Genomic DNA, 18,522 nt, shown 5'->3' on the forward strand with positions numbered 1-18,522 from the left:
CTATGACAACTCCTTACACGACTGTTTTCTCTTGATTAAACTTCCTGACATCGACAAACCGGCCATGTATTGCAGCCATTGCGGCCATTGCCGGGCTGACAAGATGCGTTCTCGCACCTTTTCCTTGACGACCCTCAAAGTTACGGTTTGATGTGGATGCGCAGCGTTCTCCTTCTGGTACCACATCGTTATTCATGCTGAGACACATACTGCAGCCAGATTCTCTCCATTCAAATCCTGCTTCAAGGAAGATTTCATGAAGACCTTCTTCTTCTGCCTGCAATTTGACGCTTTGAGAGCCAGGCACGACAATCGCTCTGACATGATCAGCTACCTTTTGTCCTTCTATCATAGAAGCTGCTTGGCGTAAATCAGTCATTCTTGAGTTCGTACATGAGCCAATAAACACATGCTCAATCGTAATATCTTCAATACGCTGATGCGGATGAACACCCATGTATTCGTACGCACGGACCGCTTCCTTTTGGTCATCCTCTTGCGCAAAATCTTCAGGTCCTGGGATGGATGCATCTACAGGCAGCACCATTCCTGGGTTAATTCCCCATGTGACCATTGGTGAAATCTCATTCCCATCTAAAACAATCGTTTTATCATAGGTTGCACCCGGATCTGTTTTAAGTTCTTCCCATTCTTTAATCGCTGCTTCGAAGTCTTCTCCCTGCGGTGCATATTTGCGGCCGCGGCAATATTCAAAGGTGACTTCATCAGGTGCAATCAATCCTGCTCTTGCGCCTGCTTCAATCGACATATTACAAACGGTCATACGTTCATCCATCGTCATGTTTCTGAATACTTCCCCAGTGTATTCAATGACATAACCTGATCCAAACTTCACGCCATGCGCACCAATGACTGCTAAAATGACATCTTTGGCCGTTACCCCTTTTTGCAGCTTTCCGTCTACTCTAATTTCTAATGTTTTCGGACGCTGCTGCCAAAGTGTTTGTGTGGATAGTACATGTTCAACCTCACTTGTACCGATGCCAAAAGCAAGTGCGCCAAATGCGCCATGAGTGGATGTATGACTATCTCCGCAAACGATTGTTTTTCCCGGAAGTGTCAAACCAAGCTCTGGTCCAACGACATGGACGATTCCTTGGTCTACACTGTGAAGGTCAGCTAGACGGACACCAAATTCAGCACAGTTGCGCTCTAGAGCACTCACTTGTTTTTTAGCAACCTCATCTTTGATCACAAATCGATTCACAGTCGGGATGTTGTGATCCATCGTCGCAAACGTATTTTGAGGTCTTCTCACCTTGCGCCCTTTTTGTCTTAATCCTTCAAACGCTTGAGGCGATGTCACTTCATGCACCAAGTGCAGATCAATATATAAAAGGTCTGGTTTCCCCTCGCCGCTTTTGACAACGTGCTGATCCCATATTTTTTCGATGATTGTTCGAGGCATAACCCTTTTCCTCCCTCTACCTAATTCCACAAGATTCTATTTATACAATTGTTTTCGCGCGCTGCTTGAGTGCGTCTACAACTGCATGAGTGATGTCTTCAGTTGTTTGATACGTTCCCTCTTTTGCAGATAAATCCTTTGTTCTTTTGCCAGAGGCAAGAACAGCTTCAACAGCTTCTTCTATGGCAGCCGCTTCATCTTCTAATGCAAAGGATGTTCTAAGCAAGCTTGCTGCCGACAAAATAGTTGCCAGAGGGTTTGCGACGTTTTGCCCCGCAATATCGGGTGCTGATCCATGAATCGGCTCATATAAATGAAGGCCGGTGCTTGATAGACTAGCAGATGGCAACATACCGAGTGATCCAGTAATCATTGAAGCCTCGTCACTTAAGATGTCACCAAACATATTCTCTGTCACAATGACATCAAATTGTGCAGGCTTATAAATCAGCTGCATGGCGGCATTATCAACTAGCATGTGCTCAAATTCAACGTCTGGATATTGAGAAGCCACTTCTTCTACCGCATCCCGCCATAGTTTACTAGAAGCCAGAACATTCGCTTTATCCACAGACGTTACTTTTTTCCGTCTCGTTAACGCCATGTCGAATGCTTCTTTTAGTACACGGACAATCTCTTCCTTTGTATAAAGAAGCGTATCAACCGCAGCTTCTTTTCCTTCTTCATCTGTATAGCGCTCGCTTGGTTCACCAAAATAGAGACCACCTGTTAATTCACGAACGATGACAAAATCGACTCCGTTAATGTGATCCTGTTTTAACGGTGACGCCTCGCTTAAGCTATCGAACACTTTGACAGGACGAATATTAGCAAATAAGTCCAATTGTTTACGAATGGCGAGCAAGCCTTTTTCCGGACGAAGCTCTGGTGGGTTTTGATCCCATTTTGGTCCGCCGACTGCTCCTAATAAAATCGCATCCGCGCTCTTGCAAACATTAACCGTTTCTTTTGGGAGCGGATTGTTTTTTTCATCTATTGCGATACCACCAATGAGCGCCGTTTCGAATTCGAATTCGTGCCTAAATTGAGCCGCTGTCTCTTTGAGGACAGCGACCGCTGATGTCACAACTTCCGGTCCGATTCCATCGCCGGGCAAAAGTGCAATTTTCTTTTTCATGAGGACCTACCTCCTTTCCTATGAGATCGCGTGATGTTTCTCAATTTCAATGAGATTTGATTTAAAGATTAAATGCCTGTTTACTGCATTGACGTAGGCTTTCGCCGATGCTTCCAGCACATCTTGCGCTACACCGCGTCCAGCTGTTTCTTTTCCTTCTATTGAAACATTCACATATACTTCCGCTAGTGCATCTCTGCCTTTTCCATTTGATTGAATACGGTAGTCTAGCAAATGAATTCTTTCCTCCATACAGCGCTCCAGTGTGTTGTACACAGCTTCTACACTGCCTGCGCCTGTAGCTGCTTCTTGAATAACTTCTTGCGTTTCTTGATTTTTCAGAGAGACCGTTGCTGTCGGCATCTGTTCTGTTCCATAATGCACTTGAAGACTTTCAAATTCGTAGCCAATTTTTCGGTCTGCTACTTTTTCTTCCAATATAATAGAAATCAAATCATCATCTGTAATTTCTTTTTTCTTCTCCGTCAAATTCTTGAAGGTTTCGAAGAACTTATTGATTTCTTCTTCTGTTAGTTTAAAACCTAACGTTTTCATGCGGTCTTTAAACGCATGTCTTCCGGAGTGTTTCCCAAGGACAAGTACATCTGTTGTCACACCGACAAGCTCTGGAGATATGATTTCATAGGTTGTTTTTTCTTTGAGGAAACCATCTTGGTGAATACCTGATTCATGTGCAAAAGCGTTGTTACCAACGACAGCTTTATTGCGCGGTACAATCATTCCTGAGTATTTGCTCACTACATCACTTGTACGCTTAATTTCATTCAATTGAATCGTTGATTCGACCTGGTAGAAGTCTTTTCGAATATGAAGAGCGACTGCAATTTCTTCTAAAGCGGCATTTCCTGCACGTTCTCCAATTCCGTTAACAGCCGTTTCAATTTGATTTGCTCCATTTTCAATGGCTGCAAGTGAGTTTGCTACAGCCATCCCTAGATCATCATGACAGTGAGCAGACAAGTTGACGCGGTCGATATTTGGAACGTGTTCCTTCATATATTTAAAGATATTGCCATACTCTTTTGGCGCTAAGTATCCAACTGTATCTGGCAAGTTAATGACACTCGCTCCAGCGTCAATGACCTTCTCTACAATTTCTGCTAAGAAAGCAAGATCTGTACGACATGCATCTTCTGCTGACCACTGGACAACTGGAAAACGTTCCTTCGCGTATTTCACCATGGAGACAGCCTGTTCTACGACCTCTTCACGTGTTTTCTTTAGTTTATGCTCCAAGTGAATATCAGAAGTAGCGATAAAGATATGAATTCTTGGTTCCACTCCATCTTTTAACGCTTCCCATGCAGCATCAATGTCACCTTTTACACATCTCGCAAGACCAGCAACTGAACAATTTTTGATCGTTCTAGCAATTTCTTGTACGCCTAAGAAATCCCCTCGGGATGAAGCGGGAAAACCCGCTTCAATGATATTAACCCCAAGGCGCTCAAGCTGCTTTGCAATGATTAGCTTTTCTTGTGCATTTAAGTTCACTCCTGGTGATTGCTCTCCATCTCGAAGTGTTGTGTCAAAAAAATTAATTTTCCGCACCGACGCTCACCGCTTCCTTTTTCTTTCCTTGTTTGACGAAAGGCATCATTTCACGAAGCTTTCTTCCGACGATTTCAATTTGGTGCTCATTTTCATTAGCATTGATCGCATTGAAACGTGGACGATTCACTTGGTTTTCAACAATCCATTCTTTTGCAAATGTTCCGTTTTGGATATCAGTCAAGACGGCTTTCATCGATTCTTTTACGTTTGCATCCACAACGCGTGGTCCTGATACGAAGTCACCCCATTGTGCTGTATCAGAGATTGAATATCTCATGCCTTCTAATCCTTCTTCGTACATAAGGTCAACGATCAGTTTCAGTTCATGTAGACACTCGAAGTATGCAAGCTCTGGCTGATAACCAGCTTCTGTTAATGTTTCAAATCCTGCTTTTACTAGTGAAGTAAGACCCCCGCAAAGGACTGCTTGCTCACCGAATAGATCCGTTTCCGTTTCTTCTTTAAATGTTGTTTCAAGAACGCCCGCTCTTGCTCCACCAATTGCTTTTGCATAAGCAAGTGCTTTATCTTTCGCTTGACCAGATACATCTTGATAGATGGCAAATAGTGCAGGTACACCAGCGCCTTGCTCATATGTTCTTCTCACAAGATGTCCTGGACCTTTTGGAGCCACAAGATACACATCTACGTCACTTGGAGGAACGATTTGATGGAAATGAACGTTGAATCCGTGTGCGAATACAAGTGAGTTGCCTGCTTCTAATTGATCTTTGATTTCTTCGTCATATACTTTCTTTTGCTGCTCATCTGGAAGTAGTACCATGACGATGTCTGCTTGTGCTGCCGCTTCTTTTACTGTGAATACTTGATGGCCGTCTTCTTGTGCTTTTGTATAAGATCCGCCTTTTCTCACGCCGACGATGACATCTACGCCGCTTTCTTTTAAGTTCAATGCATGTGCATGACCTTGTGATCCATATCCAATGATGGCAACCTTTTGACCATTTAATACGTTTTCTTGAATATCACCGTTATAATATACTTTTACCATTTGACTCTCTCCTTTTGTTTAGACAATTGAAATTGTTTTATTTTGTTGCGGCTTTTGCTGATTATCTCTCGCAAAGGCCGTGGTGCCAGTTCTGGCGACTTCTTTAATGCCGTATGGCTTAAGTAATTCAATGAGTGCTTCAATTTTTGAAGACTCACCTGTCACCTGAATGACGACACTCTCTCTGCTCACATCTACAATAGAAGCTCTAAAAGGTTCAATGACCCCCGTGATCTCCATTCTAGATGCTGGTGCAGATACGACTTTTATCAAAGCCAGCTCTCGCTGAACGATTGATTGGTTTGTAATGTCTGTTACTTTGAGAACATCGATTTGTTTGTTCAGCTGTTTTGTCAGCTGTTCGATGTCTTTCTCTTGGTCTACATGGACGACGAACGTGATGCGTGATACATCTTGAATCTCAGAATGGCCGACCGTAATGCTTTCAATGTTGTAATGTCGTTTAGTAAAAAGGCCAGTGATTCGGTTCAGTACGCCTGATCGATTTAATACAGTCAACACAATAATTCTTTTCAAGGTTTCACCCCCACCATCTCATGAAGTCCTTTCCCCGGTGCTACCATCGGGAATACTTTTTCATCTCTCGCTACATTGACATCGATGAAAACAGGCTCTCTAGAGGTTAGCGCTTCTTCAAGCTTTTCTTTCGCCTCTTCGTCTGTTGAGATTCTGATTCCTTTAATGCCATAAGCTTCAGATAATTTAACGAAGTCTGGCTGCTCTGAAAATTTAGAATATGAGTAGCGTTCTTCGTAGAAAATTTCTTGCCATTGTCTTACCATTCCAAGGCTATGATTATTTAGAACAATCACTTTCACTGGAAGGTTCAGCTCACGGATAACGGCAAGTTCTTGCAAGGTCATTTGGAAACCTCCGTCTCCTAAAATCGCCACAACCGTTGCCTCTTGATCAGCCAGCTGAGCGCCGATGGCTGCCGGTAAACCGAAGCCCATTGTACCAAGGCCACCAGATGTGACCCACTTATCAGCATTTTCAAACGGGTAGAACTGCGCTGCCCACATTTGATGCTGCCCAACATCAGTTGCCACAATGGCTTCACCTTTTGTGAATTGATGAATGTATTCAATCAGCTTTTGAGGTTTAAAACCCTCTGCTTCGTTTTCAACGTACCAGAGTGGATATTCTTCCTTCCACTGATCTAGTTGGTTTTTCCATTCGTCTGACTCTCCTTGCTTCCCGTCTTGCTTAATCAGCTCTTCAAGGACTAGCTTACTGTCTCCAACAACCGGGATATGGGTATGAATGTTCTTGCCAATTTCTGCTGGGTCGATATCGATATGTGCTACCTTCGCATGTTTCGCAAAGTGATTGAGATTGCCAGTTACCCTGTCATCGAATCTCGCACCAATTGAAATGAGCAAATCACATTGATGAAGAGCCATGTTCGCTGCATATGTGCCATGCATACCAGCCATCCCTAGGAAAAGAGGATGCTTTGCCGGGAAGCCGCCAAGTCCTAGCAGTGTATGAGCGACTGGAATTTGCTGCTGCTCTACATACTGCCTTAACTCTTCAGATGCTTTGCCATGAAGAACGCCAGCTCCTGCTAGAATGACCGGTTTCTTCGCTCTACTGACAGCTTCTACTAATTTGCGAATTTGCAAATAGTTTGGCTCTACTTTTGGCTGATAACCAGGTAAATCAATTGGCTGATCGTATTCAAACGTTCCTTCAATGCCTGCCACATCTTTTGGAATATCAATCAAGACTGGGCCAGGTCTCCCTGTCGTTGCGATGTGGAATGCTTCTTTAATGACACCCGGTAATTCCTCTGGATTTCTCACCTGGTAGCTGTGCTTTGTGATAGGCATTGTGATGCCGAGCACGTCTGCTTCCTGGAAAGCGTCTGATCCAATAACTGAGGTTGCCACCTGTCCTGTGAAGACGACAAGAGGAAGTGAATCAATCATCGCATCTGCAATTCCTGTGACTAGGTTTGTCGCTCCTGGTCCTGATGTAGCAATGACAACACCCGGTTTACCAGATACTCTAGCGTATCCTTCTGCCGCATGAATCGCTCCCTGCTCATGCCTTGGCAGGACATGAAATAAACCAGAATCATAAATTTTATCGTAGATCGGTAAAACCGCTCCGCCTGGATATCCGAAAATGACTTCTACTTTTTCTCTTTTGAGTGCTTCAATTAGCATGAGTGCACCGTTCATCGTTTGTGGTGCTTTAGATGTTTCCGTCTCCACTTGTACATTTGTCCCCATTTGATTTCCTCCTCTTTGTCTTGCTTCAGTCAAGTTTTTTCACCCTTTTCTATTCAAGGTCGAGATTTTAACCATATAAAAAAAGCCTTCTCACCCCACAATGACACTACTTTTCACTAGGTCAAAGGGGCGAAAAAGCTTTGTTTTTCGCGGTACCACCCTTGTTCACGGCAACATCTGCTGCCGTCTCATGGACATCTTTCATCCATTTTGGTAACGAGTGAGCAATGTCACTCGGTCTGCCCTACTATCATTTCAAGCAGACACTCAGAGGTGAGTTCACTTTAGAAAGTAACACCGGTTTCCAGCTACCACCGGCTCTCTGTAGATACTGACTCTAAAACTACTAGTCCTCTTCAACGTTTATCGATATCTATTTAGCTTGCGTGAATGTTTTCATCTGTAAAAACGACTTTTTCTCCTTCTTCAACGACTCGCTTGCGGAATTGTTCAAGAAGTTTGTTTGTGTGAACCCCAGGTTTCCCTTCACCGATTGTACGGCCGTCAACCTTTACAACGGCAATCACTTCGGCTGCGGTTCCAGTTAGAAAAACTTCTTCTGCTGTATACACATCGTGCCTTGTGAATGGTTCTTCTTTCACTTCATAGCCTAAGTCTTCTGCAATCTCCATAATGGCATTTCTTGTGATGCCTTCAAGAGCGCCGATATAACCTGGCGGTGTATAGAGCTTACCTTTTTTATAAATAAACACATTGTCTGCAGAACCTTCTGCCACGTACCCTTGATCGTTCAGCATCAGTGCTTCACTCACACCGGCCATATGGGCTTCGATTCGGACAAGGATGTTATTCAAATAATTTAATGATTTCACTTTTGGACTCAGTACATCGGGACGATTTCGCCTCGTCGGTACCGTCACAATATCAATACCTGTTTCATATAGGTGCTTTGGAAAGATGGCCAGCGGCTCTACAATGATCACTGTGTTGGCTCTCCCGCAGTTGTTTGGATCTAAACCAAGATCACCAGCTCCTCTTGAGACAACAAGACGGATATAGGCATCCTTCAGTCCGTTCCTTTCAACTGTATGAATCATTTTTTCCGTGAGTTCCTCAAGTGAATATGGAATGTTCAGCATAATCGATCTGGCGGAATCATACAGGCGGTCTAAATGTTCTTTCATTCGAAAGATATTTTCGTTATACACGCGTATCCCTTCGAACACACCGTCACCGTATAAGAAGCCATGATCATAAACTGAAATTTTCGCATCCTCTTTTTTCACGAGTTCATCGTTTAAAAAGATCCACTGTTCCTTTTGGTCTTCCATTTTCAGTGAGCACCCTCTCTTTCAAACAAAAAGTAGTTGAATTTTCAGACACTTTATATTAAAGCGCCTCACGCTTGCTCTGCGTGTTTGTTTAGCTTTTGTTGAACCCATCTTACGCCGCTTTCCATACAGTGTCAACAGCATTTTTAAAATTATTAGACAATTTAGACTAATCAAAATTAAATGTATACGCTTACACCTTTGCTAGACAAGGAATGAAAAAAACTTAAAATTTTTTGTATTTTTTCTTCAATTGATTTACTTTACCTGAACGCTTTTCATTTGAGAAAACGTTTGTCATATTTTTTCACATTATTTTTAATGAAGATTGGTAGATTCCAGCGCTTTTGATTTTCTTTCGGTATGCCTTTCTAAAGCGTTTTCCTATGAATTTATGATAGAATGAGAGCATCTTATAGAAGGAGGGCAATACATGGCTAACATCAGAGGTTATATCGGAACGTATACAAAGGGAGACAGTAAAGGCATTTATACTTTTACATTAAATACGGACAAGCAGCAGATCGAACAAGTAGAAGTGGCTGCTGAACTTGAAAATCCTACATATTTAACCGTCTCAGATTCTCAAAAATTTGTGTATGCTGTTGTGAAAGAAGGATCACAGGGCGGCGTGGCTGCTTATCAAATCGATGCTGAAACCGGCACACTTCGTTTCATCAACCAAGAACTTGCCGAAGGCGCTTCTCCTTGTCACGTCAGCGTGGACAGTCAAACAAAAACAGCTTTTACAGCAAACTATCATAAAGGAACAGCAGAGATGTATGAAATCGATGCTGAAAATGGCTCAGTGATTCGCACGCTGTCACAGGCGCAGCATGAAGGAACTGGCCCTAATGAAGATCGTCAGGAAAAACCGCACACTCACTTTATGGGTCTGACACCAGATGAACAATTTGCAGTAGCGGTTGACCTTGGGACAGATGGCATTTATACGTATAAGAAAGAAAACGGCAAACTTGAGCTAGCTCTTACATTTGAAGCAAAACCAGGCACCGGGCCTCGCCATATTACATTCCATCCAACGAAACCTGTGGCATATGTGATGACAGAGCTAAGCTCAGAGGTGATTGTGCTTCGTTACTTTGAAGATGGTCATTTCGAAGAGATTCAAACGATCGCAACCATTCCAAGCGACTTTACAGAGAACAATCAAGGCAGTGCCATTCACGTCTCTTCAGACGGCCAATTTGTTTATGCAGGAAATCGCGGACATGACAGCATTGCGATTTTTAAAGCAGACGCTGACGGCCAATTAAGTCTTGTCGAGATTGCTTCTTCTGAAGGAAACTGGCCTAGAGACTTTGTGCTTGATCCAACTGAAGAATTCCTCGTCGGTTCAAACCAAGAGTCTAGCAACCTAGTGTTATACAAACGCGACAAAGAAACAGGACGACTCACTGTCTTACAATCAGACATCTCAGTCCCTCATCCAGTTTGCGTGAAATTTTTAGGATAATGAAAAAAAGCCTCCAACTGTGGAGGCTTCATATTGTTGACAAAGGGCTAAAATGATCTTGATTTTAGCCCTTTGTCTTCTTTTCAGCGTGTAGACGGCATCCCGCCATCTTCAAGCTTTTGATCAATCAGAGACGTATCGGTTTTTTCACTGAACCATTTTGACAGCCTGTCCTGCGCTTTTCCTTTCACATCATCATCAATGTAGACCGCTACTTGAATCAGAGCAAATGTGATCGCTCCTAAATCATCTGTATAGCCTACACCAATCAATGTATCGGGAATGAGGTCAATTGGAAGGATAAAGTATCCGAGTGCCCCAATAATAAGGGTCTTCGCTTTGACAGGTACTTCAGGTTTTTGCAATGTATAGTAAAGTAATAGCACAGCATAGACAAGAGAGACACCAGCTTTTTGTGCCGTCTTTTTTAACTTTTCCCAAAAGGCATGATCATTAAAATGCTTCTTTGAACGCTTCAATAGTTCTTTTTTCTCAGAACGATTCATCATATCGCCTCCATTTACAGCATAGACCTTTTCCCTTCGTTATACAAGATATTCGCCAATTCGACAAACAAAAAGCAGCAGAAAGCTGCTGCATTCTACTGCTCTTTGTAAAACTTTTCGATTGCCTTATCGATGTACACCCATCCTTTATAAGACACATGAATCGTATCTTTAAAGAAATAAGGATCGTACTCATGCTTAGTCAAATCTGCGACTTCATACCCGTTATCGCGTATTTGACGATTGATTTTCTCATAATACTCTGTACGTCCCTCTTTCGGAAAACCGGTATAATCATACCATTTTCCGTTAACAGGAATCGTCACAAACAAAGGCTTTGCCCCTGCCTGTTTTAAAATATCCAGCATGATTTGAAAATCTTTGTATTCTGGTGATTCCGCATAAGAATGACCTTCACGGGAATCTTTCATCTTTTTCATGATCGGTTTCAGCTTGCGGTCAAACAGTTTTTGATTAATATAAAACGGGTTGTTCCCTGCTTTTTCCGCACCTAAGACACTTGCTTCTTTTTCAAGCTCAGTCCATGTTTTTCCTTTGACTGATGGAGACGGTTGAAGCTTACGTTCATGTCCCGATCCAATTGTATAGTACATGTCTTTCTTTTGAAGCATGCCATAATACATTTTTGCAATAGGAGAAATCGCGCCATAAGCGAATTTGTTCCCAGAAAGCTCTGCTTTAAAAAGCTCTGTGATGACCATGTCGTTCTTCACTGCTTTAAACTTCATGATTCTCTTGATCAGTTCTTTTTTCACAGCTGGATCAATTTCTTTATTATAAGCGAGATTCAGTGCTTGAAGCGCTGAATAGTTCGGTGCAAAGTGATTTTCGTCAGATCCCCATTTCACAAACCACTGCGGGGACACGATAAACACAAGCTTCTTCCCTTTTAATTCATCCATATGCGCTGCAAAGTTCATCGCATGAATTAATGATTGCGATCCACCTTTTCCAATAAGATAAGGTGTAAACCCTTGAGGATTCTCATGAAAGAAATTTGAAGGGTGATATGGATCAAAACGTGATAGTTCAGAAGATCCATAGATCGGCAAATAAGTTGGATCTTTTAGCATTTCGTCTTGTAAATAAAGCCCTTGGAACATCCCCGGATCTAATTCTGTGGCTGACTTTTGTAATTTGTCTTTTGGGATCATATGTGAGAGCCATGCATTTGGTACAAGAAGAACACCAATGAATAGAACAGCCGCTAAAATAAGCGGCCCAAAAAAACGCTTTTTCATTACTTCATCTCTGCCAGCTGCTCAGCAATGTGATTCGGTGTATCCCACACATCACGATCAAACTCTGTAATCGGAACAGTAATTCCAAGTTGACTTTCGATTGCCATAAGCAGTTCTACTGTACCAAATGAATCTAGAAGACCTTCGTCAAAAATTGCAATCTCTGGATTTTCTTTCACAACGTCATCCTGACAAACCTCTGCAATAATACCGTATACTTGATTTTTAAATTCCATAATTTTCTACTCCCTTAATCATTAATGATGAAATGGTTTTCCTGAAAAAATATAAAATCCGAAACAAATCACATGGAATGTAATAATGATCGACACAACCATTGTGACCTTATTATCCGGCCACCACTTGTGTTTTTTATTCCATTTCTCAAATAAATTGTAACCGGACATCACAACTGCGTGATATAGTCCGTAAATAATATATTGAAGTGCTAGACCATGCCAAGCACCCATCAATAGAAAGAGGACAAAGTACCCAATATTTGATACTGCCATACGGTTCTTGATCCACTTCTTTTTTGTCATAAAGAACACAAATCTCATAAACACGTAGTCTCTGAACCAGAAGGACAGGGACATGTGCCAGCGATTCCAGAAGTCTTTAATGTTCCGGCTGATAAACGGTTTGTTAAAGTTTTCTGGTGATTTAATGCCCATCATATAACTCACACCAACAGCAAATGCTGTATAACCAGCAAAGTCAAAGAACAAATACATACTGTACGCATACATATATGTTAACTGTTGAACAAAGTGACTGCTGCTAATGTGATGAATATTCATGAGAATATACGTGTGAATCAGATAACCAATAATGAACTTGTATAAGAAGCCGATAAAAATTTTATGAATACCGGCGTATAGAAGATCACTGTACGCTTCCTTTTCAGGGGGCGTATCCATATCCTTTTCAAACCGGCGGTAACGATCAATCGGACCTGATGAAATCGTCGGGAAAAAGACAATGAAATAGACCAAACGATGAATCGGCATTTTCTTCTTAATCAAGCCGTCTCTTGTCTCGATAATTAACTGAACACCTTTAAATGTTAAGTACGAGATCCCTAAAAAGCTCAGCCAGTTCATTGGCGGCGGTTGATGCGGCTGATGAGTTAAAAAGAACGGTAAAACCTTTGATAGCACTAGCGGCAAAATCGATGCCACCACTGCCATATAGAAAACAGACGCTTGATTCGCTTTCAACCGGTACGAAAGGTACAGGCGGATGATCAAGACTTGCCACACTGTAAACAAGAAAAGCAGCAGCGCGCCATGTGCATCCTTAGAGAAAATAAGGGCGAGTGCCACAACCGTTGCAAACATGTTGTAGCCCTGCATTCTTTTGCCGCGAAGACCAAGAATGATCGTCGGCAAAAGAAGAACACCAATTAGAATGAAGAAAAAGAATGAACTAAACGGAATCATAGAAGAACCTCTTTCGCGATTCTTTTACGGTCAACCTTCCCGTTTGGCGTCATGTATAGCTGCTCAAGATAGACAAACTTTCTTGGAATCATGTACGCAGGCAGTGAATCCGCCATTTCTTTCTTAATTGCACTTGTCAGCTGATATTCTTTTTCAAAAGAATGCGCTGCTGGAACAATGGCTGCAATTAAGTACTCCACATGACCGTTTGGCTGGAACGGCACAATCACACAAGCATTGACATACGTTGTCTCACTCACATGATATTCAATTTCTTCAAGCTCCATTCGGTATCCATGCAGCTTAATTTGATAGTCCAGACGGCCGTGGCATGTAATCAAACCATCCTGCGTCACACCTGCGTCACCTGTACGGTAAGCAGGGCGTCCTTCGTATTCAAAGAACACTTTATCTGTTAAGGCTTGTTCACCTAAGTAACCTCTCGTGACGCTTGGCCCCACGATGACAATTTCCCCTTTTTCACCGTCAGGAAGTGCATTGCCTTCTTCATCTAAAATAACGATATCTGTATCCGGTTTGGCGTAGCCGACTGGTAAAGAATCGTGCTGATCAAGAATCGCTTGCGTGACTTCAATCGATGTGATCGCAACAGTTGCTTCAGTCGGACCATACGTATTAAAGACCTGCGCCTTTGGAAAACGCTCAAGGAGCGCACTTGCTACAGATACAGGAAGTGCCTCTCCGCAGAACAAGAAAACTTTCAACTCTGGTAAAAGCTCCCCTGTAAAGGAAGGGTCCATTAAGCACATTTGCACAAAGGAAGGTGTTGATGTCCACACTTCAACGTCAGATTGACCAAGTGCTGCAAACATATCCTTCGGCTTATTCACTAGATCTTTCACTAAACAGTAAAGCGTGCCGCCTGATTGAAGCGCTGGATACAAATCCATCACTGATAAGTCAAAAGAAAATGGTGCTTGATTTAAGAACGTGCGTCCCCCGCCAATTGGGAAGTCTCGGCACATCCACTCTGTAAAGCTTTCTAAATTATTGGCTGTTACCTGAACGCCTTTCGGTTTTCCGGTACTGCCAGACGTATAAATGATGTAAAAGACATCATCCTGTTGAACCCACTGCGAGGATGGCGGTGCTTCTTTTTCAAGAGCTAAAAGAGATGCCGCACTTTTCACTTCAATGTGTTCTTCTACATCTAGTACATTCAGCTCATTTGCACAAATCAACAGACTGGCTTTTGAGCTTTCAATAATTGAGACGATACGCTCGGCAGGGATTGAGATGTCGACCGGAATGTATGGTCTACCTGATTTCACACTGCCTAAGAAAGAAATGAGCATCTCTGGCTCCATATGACCGTATACAATGACAGGTGCACTATCTGTAGCGACTGCATCTATGGCACCAGCCATTTGGTCTGATAGATGCCAAAGCTCATCATATGTGATCGAAGCATGTTGAGAAACAAATGCTGGCTGTGTTGGTTTCGTTTGTTGGTATTCTTGAATCGTGTGTAATAGTTTCATAGTTTAATCTCCAATTAAAAATCGTTGTAAATGAATGATCCCGTATTAGCTGTGTGGAATCCGTAAATAAAGAACAATAATAGCAAAATAAGTAAGTAAAAGCTCGTATATCCTATCCATTTTACAGACTTATTTTCTGATAGCTTTTTGAATAGCATATTGATAACCTCTTTTCTTTTGACACTTATAGAGACGCATGAATCATTAAAAGAGTTTCATATCAAAACATAAAAATTTTAAGAAATCATGAAAAAAGATGTCGAACCTTGGAACGTCTCTTTTGGCAAAGCTGTCTTATTGTAACAAAGATTTAATACATTTGAAATAAAATCCGAGCTTAAATTTGCCTTAAAATTGGTGAAAGCTGTCGAATAAACACAAAAGCCACCTAGTTTACCTAGATGGCTTTGATTTTAATTACTTCTTATATTTATTGACTTCGAACATGAGAATATTTTTGAACACCACATAATCCTTTTTACTTTCAAAGGGACCTTTATTGTTGTCATGCTCGTCAATCTCATAAAACCCTGGTCCTTCTCCGGCATCACGCTTTTTGTACCAGGATAGGAAGCCGTTGACTTCTTTCATGGAGAGGTCATACTCTTTTTGCAATCCATTGACCATAGTGATGATGAGGAGAGCATCTCCGTCTTCATCTGTTGCATCGTCTTTTGGTGGTGTGGTTGGTTCTGGGTCTTTGTCACCCGGGGTTTCTGTATTGTTTGGAAATTCTAGGTCTTTTAAAGATAAAGAGATAAAAGATTTGTAGTTTTTGTCTGCAGTCTCTGTATAATTCAAATTATAATCTCGACCACCTAAAAGGTATAACATGTCTCCAATAACTACTGATGAAGCTCCTATACGCATATTATGGTAAGGCACATCTATTCTAACTAATTCTTCTTGCTCTGTATCATATGTAATTAAACTTCTTGTTGAACTACCGGGAAATATCATGTTATTTTTATAAGTTACACCATTCAAATAACCACTGACAAACCCTTTTTTCTTTGCAGTCCAAACTTCTTTTTTAGCGTCAAATTCAAAAACTTCACGTTTATCGTTTTTGCCAAAGATATAAAACTTCTCATCTAATACTAGACCGATTGCTCCTTCTATTTTAACATTTAGAGGAGCTTCTTCTTTCCATGTTTGACTGGTTAGATCATAACTAAAAAATTCTTTACCGCCTAGTACATAAATTTTATTTCCAATAACACCCGCTTGAACGTTATAAGAGCCTTTTGATTTGCTAACAAAGGGAATATCAGGTAGCGTTTCCCATTCATCTTTTTTTGTATCATACACTTCGAACTTATTATAAGTAAAACCCGTATGTTTTCCAGCAAGGACATAAATTTTTGAACCTACTACTACTGATGCTGCTCCCCCTCTTCCAGTTGGTATATTATTCTTTTTAGTCCATTTATTTATAGATGGATCATATTCTAACGTTTCTTTGTCCGCATTAAACCCACCAATTACATAAATTTTCCCATCTACAGCATTAGCTACAGCTCCCACTCTTGCTGTTGGCAAATCAGCTAATTGATTCCATTCATCCTTAGCAGCATTTACAACTTGAAATACCTGTGTGAATGAAAGAATTACTAGTAACATCATGACGATCCATTTTTTCAAAAATAACACTCCCTTTTCATTATCTTACTTCTTCATTATCGGAGTGTTTTTTAATTTGTATAGAATAATTCATCTTTTTAAAGAGAAATTAATAGAAAAAACATCGAAAAAGTAACTTACTAAAGAGTCGCTTAAAATAATAGGTTCAATCAAAAACTGCCTGAGTCTATAATCAAAGAACACAATAAAAAACCCATGATTTCATGAGTTTCTTCTCAGTCCATTATTAAAAAATCCGTCACAAGGCAAGCAGGCTCTCCGTTTTGATCTAGCCCCCAAAAGCTTGGATACATCCCGTCGCCGAAGCCTGTTGTAAACATGGCAATGTCCACTTTGTCATGAAAACGGGCGACGAGCCAGTCCCATGTGTGCTTGTAGTTTTGCTCAAGGGCTTCTGCAAATTCTTCATAAAGATAGAAATCATTGTCCTCTTTATATCGTTTATCTTCATAAGCTTGTAAATATCGTGCTGCTTCCGCATCCATGAAACAACCCATTCCCGTATTTACACCGTAGCCGAAGAACTCGTCTTCTTTCAATTGATTGAGTTCTTGCCCTGCTCTTGTGGCAAGCTCCCATTCTGTTGCTTGCTCGTTTGTGAACTTGACCATTGCATAGGCAACGCGTTCGTCACCGCTTTGCAACCGCTTAACTATAAGTAGAATAGGATATTTTCCTAGAGCAACCTTCCTCGTAAACGATTGGTCTCCTTCAGAAACAAAAGGATCACATGCAACGATATGACCGCTAGTGATCTCGATATGGCCTAACTGTTTGGCGAATAATTGATCACCTTCTGAGCTGCTTGATTTCTCTCTATTTTCATATAGTAGGTTTGTTGGATTGATGTTGTACAAGTGACCATTCCTTTCAATGTTTTTCTAGGGCGTTTGGGATTATGTGCTTTTTCCCCATTTAATCCGTCAATAAAAAATCTGTAACGAGACAAGTTTCATCTCCATTCTCGTCCATCCCCCAAAAGCTTGGGTATACGCCATCACCAAAACGAGTAGAAAAGATCGCTAAATCAACTTTCTCCTGAAAGCGCGTGACTAACCAGCTTCTTGTATCCTCATAACTTTTCTCCAAACAGTTCTATGAGAGGGTTCTCCTTCTACTATACACTTTAATTTTTTTAGTTGGAAAATGAATATTCTCTCTTTTGAACATTTATCCCTTTGCGATGTCTTTTTCATTAGTTAAAAATAAATGGAAGGTTCATTAAAAAACGCCCTTCCAATGGAGGGGCTGTGTTATTAACTATTTTATTTTGAATATCTCTTAATAAATGTTTCGCTAATCCTGCTTACGATATAGATCGCAACCGCTAAAATCAGCATCAACGGAAACATACTTAAACGATCATCTGCAGCATAAACAATGATCCCCACAATGATAGCCACTACGATTGCCGTTAAAAAATGCTTCACCGCCATCTCACCCCTTTGTATACATCATATACATTTTATTACACAAAAGGTTCTATTGAAATAATTTCCACAAAATCAGATATACGCAAGTCTAGATTGATTTCGACCACAAGCAGAAGTGGGTTTCCTTTGTTTCGCTCTATAAGTGGGTTTCTCCCCTCCCTTATATTGTTCGTATAATCTCTATATGCTAAAATTAACTAAAATACCTAGATAATGGATCAACCAGGAGGTCATTCAGTGACACAGCAAAGCAAACCATCCAAAATGTTATTAATTACTTTACCCGGCGCTATTATCGCCCTTGTGATGGTCTTAGGAAAAATTGATACACCTGTAACAAATGTTTTATTTTATATTGTGGCTTTTAGTGTTATGGGTTTAGTGGTTTCAAGCTTAGTGAAAGACTACAGAAAAAAGAATAGTTAAACTCTTCGTCTAGGAAGCTGTCGTTTATGCAGCTCCCTTTCTTTATGTGAACCCTCTCAAATTTCTACATTAAAGCAAAAACAACTGGAATTAAAAAGAGGGAAGTAAATGAGTAGAGAAATTAAA

The 18,522-nt window shown here is 41.1% G+C and carries 18 protein-coding genes and 1 other annotated feature; of the genes, 2 read left to right on the forward strand and 16 right to left on the reverse strand.

Annotated features, from left to right (window positions below; all coding sequences use genetic code 11):
• Positions 1-13: 13 nt before the first annotated feature.
• From leuC to ilvE, 7 genes are all read right to left on the reverse strand, one after another.
• A complete protein-coding gene (gene leuC, locus MKZ05_RS12600; protein WP_339160311.1) occupies positions 14-1,429 on the reverse strand; it encodes a 3-isopropylmalate dehydratase large subunit in 1,416 nt (471 codons plus the stop codon).
• A 40-nt stretch (positions 1,430-1,469) separates the two neighbouring features.
• Positions 1,470-2,567, reverse strand: coding sequence for a 3-isopropylmalate dehydrogenase (leuB, locus tag MKZ05_RS12605; protein WP_106035293.1), 1,098 nt, complete (start codon positions 2,565-2,567; stop codon positions 1,470-1,472).
• Between the two features lie 18 nt (positions 2,568-2,585).
• Positions 2,586-4,139: a 2-isopropylmalate synthase gene (locus tag MKZ05_RS12610; RefSeq protein ID WP_050943635.1), complete on the reverse strand. Its 1,554-nt coding sequence runs from the start codon at positions 4,137-4,139 to the stop codon at positions 2,586-2,588.
• Positions 4,126-5,154, reverse strand: a complete 1,029-nt coding sequence (ilvC, locus tag MKZ05_RS12615) for a ketol-acid reductoisomerase (RefSeq protein WP_003216490.1) — start codon at positions 5,152-5,154, stop codon at positions 4,126-4,128. Before ilvC ends, MKZ05_RS12610 begins: the two co-directional genes overlap by 14 nt.
• 18 nt (positions 5,155-5,172) lie before the next feature.
• Positions 5,173-5,691: an acetolactate synthase small subunit gene (ilvN, locus tag MKZ05_RS12620; RefSeq protein ID WP_003216637.1), complete on the reverse strand. Its 519-nt coding sequence runs from the start codon at positions 5,689-5,691 to the stop codon at positions 5,173-5,175.
• Positions 5,688-7,412, reverse strand: a complete 1,725-nt coding sequence (gene ilvB / locus MKZ05_RS12625; protein WP_003216845.1) for an acetolactate synthase large subunit — start codon at positions 7,410-7,412, stop codon at positions 5,688-5,690. Before ilvB ends, ilvN begins: the two co-directional genes overlap by 4 nt.
• Positions 7,413-7,534: 122 nt before the next feature.
• Positions 7,535-7,781 (reverse strand) — a binding site (T-box leader).
• A gap of 8 nt (positions 7,782-7,789) precedes the next feature.
• Positions 7,790-8,704 (reverse strand): branched-chain-amino-acid transaminase, encoded by a 915-nt coding sequence (gene ilvE, locus MKZ05_RS12630; RefSeq protein WP_339160312.1) that lies wholly within the window; start codon positions 8,702-8,704, stop codon positions 7,790-7,792.
• A gap of 433 nt (positions 8,705-9,137) precedes the next feature.
• Between ilvE and MKZ05_RS12635 the strand changes: the two genes are divergently transcribed.
• Complete coding sequence (locus MKZ05_RS12635) at positions 9,138-10,181, forward strand: lactonase family protein (protein ID WP_339160313.1); 1,044 nt, start codon at positions 9,138-9,140, stop codon at positions 10,179-10,181.
• A gap of 83 nt (positions 10,182-10,264) precedes the next feature.
• On the opposite strand, the gene MKZ05_RS12640 is transcribed toward MKZ05_RS12635, so the two are convergent.
• The 9 genes from MKZ05_RS12640 to MKZ05_RS12680 all read right to left on the reverse strand — a co-directional run bounded on the left by MKZ05_RS12640 (position 10,265) and on the right by MKZ05_RS12680 (position 17,967).
• Complete coding sequence (locus MKZ05_RS12640; protein ID WP_339160314.1) at positions 10,265-10,687, reverse strand: YkvA family protein; 423 nt, start codon at positions 10,685-10,687, stop codon at positions 10,265-10,267.
• Between the two features lie 95 nt (positions 10,688-10,782).
• Positions 10,783-11,949 (reverse strand): D-alanyl-lipoteichoic acid biosynthesis protein DltD, encoded by a 1,167-nt coding sequence (gene dltD / locus MKZ05_RS12645; RefSeq protein ID WP_268459525.1) that lies wholly within the window; start codon positions 11,947-11,949, stop codon positions 10,783-10,785.
• A complete protein-coding gene (dltC, locus tag MKZ05_RS12650; protein ID WP_003216498.1) occupies positions 11,949-12,185 on the reverse strand; it encodes a D-alanine--poly(phosphoribitol) ligase subunit 2 in 237 nt (78 codons plus the stop codon). The genes dltD and dltC overlap by 1 nt, the downstream gene beginning before the upstream one ends.
• Before the next feature lie 21 nt (positions 12,186-12,206).
• Entirely contained in the window at positions 12,207-13,391 is a 1,185-nt protein-coding gene (gene dltB / locus MKZ05_RS12655; RefSeq protein ID WP_050943632.1) for a D-alanyl-lipoteichoic acid biosynthesis protein DltB, read from the reverse strand.
• The gene (dltA, locus tag MKZ05_RS12660; protein WP_050943631.1) at positions 13,388-14,893 is read right to left on the reverse strand and encodes a D-alanine--poly(phosphoribitol) ligase subunit DltA; all 1,506 of its coding nucleotides are present in this window, start codon (positions 14,891-14,893) and stop codon (positions 13,388-13,390) included. Before dltA ends, dltB begins: the two co-directional genes overlap by 4 nt.
• A gap of 14 nt (positions 14,894-14,907) precedes the next feature.
• Entirely contained in the window at positions 14,908-15,057 is a 150-nt protein-coding gene (locus MKZ05_RS12665; protein ID WP_024427820.1) for a teichoic acid D-Ala incorporation-associated protein DltX, read from the reverse strand.
• 253 nt (positions 15,058-15,310) lie between these two features.
• A complete protein-coding gene (locus MKZ05_RS12670; protein ID WP_339160315.1) occupies positions 15,311-16,537 on the reverse strand; it encodes a DUF1668 domain-containing protein in 1,227 nt (408 codons plus the stop codon).
• 215 nt (positions 16,538-16,752) lie between these two features.
• Complete coding sequence (locus tag MKZ05_RS12675; protein WP_339160316.1) at positions 16,753-17,394, reverse strand: DUF4241 domain-containing protein; 642 nt, start codon at positions 17,392-17,394, stop codon at positions 16,753-16,755.
• 408 nt (positions 17,395-17,802) lie between these two features.
• On the reverse strand, positions 17,803-17,967 hold the full coding sequence (locus tag MKZ05_RS12680) for a hypothetical protein (RefSeq protein ID WP_162531759.1): 165 nt from the start codon (positions 17,965-17,967) through the stop codon (positions 17,803-17,805).
• 240 nt (positions 17,968-18,207) lie between these two features.
• Here MKZ05_RS12680 and MKZ05_RS12685 point away from each other — a divergent pair, with 240 nt between their 5' ends.
• Positions 18,208-18,396, forward strand: coding sequence for a hypothetical protein (locus tag MKZ05_RS12685; protein WP_212046193.1), 189 nt, complete (start codon positions 18,208-18,210; stop codon positions 18,394-18,396).
• Positions 18,397-18,522: the final 126 nt, after the last annotated feature.

This window comes from Bacillus sp. FSL M8-0277 (genome assembly GCF_037975305.1).
In the GTDB taxonomy this organism is placed as follows: Bacteria; Bacillota; Bacilli; order Bacillales; family Bacillaceae; genus Bacillus; species Bacillus pumilus.